Raw genomic sequence first — 1,808 nt, 5'->3', positions numbered from 1 at the left:
TCCGCTATCCGGAAGGAGCGCCGGGCCCTATGGGTTTCACGGACACGCGCTTCAACGTCAACCTGTCGATCCTGTTCACCGAGCTTCCGTTGCTGGAGCGGCCGGCGGCCGCGAAGGCGGCGGGTTTCACGGCGGTGGAGTTGTGGTGGCCGTGGGTGGACGCCCCGACGCCGGAGCGGGCGGAGCTGGATGCGCTGCGTGATGCGCTGCGTGATGCGGGGACGCAGTTGACGGGGTTGAACTTCTACGCCGGTCAGCTGCCGGGTCCCGATCGTGGTGCGCTGTCGGTGCCGGGGCGGGAGTCGGAGCGGTTCGTGGCGAATGTGCCGGTGGCGGTCGAGTTCGCCGCGTCGCTGGGCTGCACGGCGTTCAATGCCCTGTACGGCAACCGGGTGGAGGGTGTCGGCGAGCAGGAGCAGGATGCGCTGGCGCTGGCGAATCTGGTGTTCGCGGCGCGGGCGGTGGCGGAGGTGGACGGGACGCTGCTGATCGAGGCGCTCAATGCGCCGGAGTCGCCGAAGTGCCCGATCGTCTCGGCGCCGAAGGCGATCGAGGTGGTCGATGCGGTCAACGCCGCCACCGGGCTGGACAACGCGCGGTTCCTGATGGACCTGTACCACCTGTCGATGAACGGCGAGGACCTCCAGGAGGTCATCGACCGCTACACGGCCAAGACCGGGCACGTGCAGATCGCCGACAATCCCGGCCGGGGTGCTCCGGGCACCGGCACGCTGGACTTCCCCGCTCTGCTGGAGCGGCTGCGCAGGAACGGCTACGACGGCTACGTCGGTCTGGAGTACAAGCCCGGCGATGCCCCCAGCGCCGCTTCCTTCGGGTGGCTGCCGGCCGAGCTGCGCGCCGCCCGCTGACGCCGTCCCCCCCTTTTGTTTGAGTGTGAAAGAGGCTTTTCGATGAGCAATCTGCCGAAGATCGCGTGGATCGGGCTGGGCATCATGGGGTCGCCCATGGCCGAGAACCTTCTCAAGGCCGGTTACGCGGTGACCGGTTTCACGCTGGAGGCCGACAAGCTGAAGCGGCTGGCGGAGGCCGGTGGCACCGCGGCGGCCAGCATCGCCGAGGCGGTCGCCGACGCCGATGTGGTGGTGACCATGGTGCCGGCGTCTCCGCAGGTGGAGGCGATCGCCTACGGTCCCGAGGGCATTTTGGAGAACGCCAGGTCCGGTGCGCTGCTGATCGACATGTCCTCGATCACTCCGCAGACCTCGATCGATCTGGCGAAGAACGCGGCGGCCAAGGGGATCCGGGTGCTGGACGCGCCGGTCTCCGGTGGTGAGGCCGGGGCGATCGAGGCGGTTTTGTCGATCATGGTCGGTGGTGAGCAGGCCGACTTCGACGTGGCCAAGCCGATCTTCGAGGCGCTGGGCAAGACGATCGTGCTGTGCGGTCCGCACGGTTCGGGTCAGACGGTCAAGGCCGCCAACCAGCTGATCGTGGCGGTCAACATCCAGGCGTGTGCGGAGGCCGTGGTCTTCCTGGAGAAGTCCGGGGTGGACCTGGCCGCGGCCCTGGACGTCCTCAACGGTGGTCTGGCCGGTTCCACGGTGCTGGCGCGCAAGAAGGACAACTTCAAGAACCGGGACTTCAAGCCCGGCTTCCGCATCGACCTGCACCACAAGGACATGGGCATCGTCACCGACGCCGCCCGCACCGTCGGCGCCGCCCTCCCCGTCGGCTCGGTCGTCGCCAACCTGGTGGCCTCCCTGCGCGCCCAGGGCGACGGCGGCCTGGACCACTCCGCCCTCCTGCGCGGCGTCGAGCGCCTCTCCGGATACGACCTCAAGGGCTGA

General features: G+C 68.8%; 2 protein-coding genes. Both read left to right on the top strand.

Annotated features, from left to right (window positions below):
* Positions 1-29 precede the first annotated feature (29 nt).
* Positions 30-869: a TIM barrel protein gene (locus MUU72_RS35055; protein ID WP_248017507.1), complete on the top strand. Its 840-nt coding sequence runs from the start codon at positions 30-32 to the stop codon at positions 867-869.
* A gap of 42 nt (positions 870-911) precedes the next feature.
* Complete coding sequence (locus MUU72_RS35050) at positions 912-1,808, top strand: 2-hydroxy-3-oxopropionate reductase (protein ID WP_248017506.1); 897 nt, start codon at positions 912-914, stop codon at positions 1,806-1,808.

Source organism: Streptomyces rhizoryzae (assembly GCF_023155275.1).
GTDB classification, from domain to species: domain Bacteria; phylum Actinomycetota; class Actinomycetes; order Streptomycetales; family Streptomycetaceae; genus Streptomyces; species Streptomyces rhizoryzae.
Note: the sequence above shows the minus strand (reverse complement) of the source record. Positions and strands in the feature narration are given on the sequence as shown.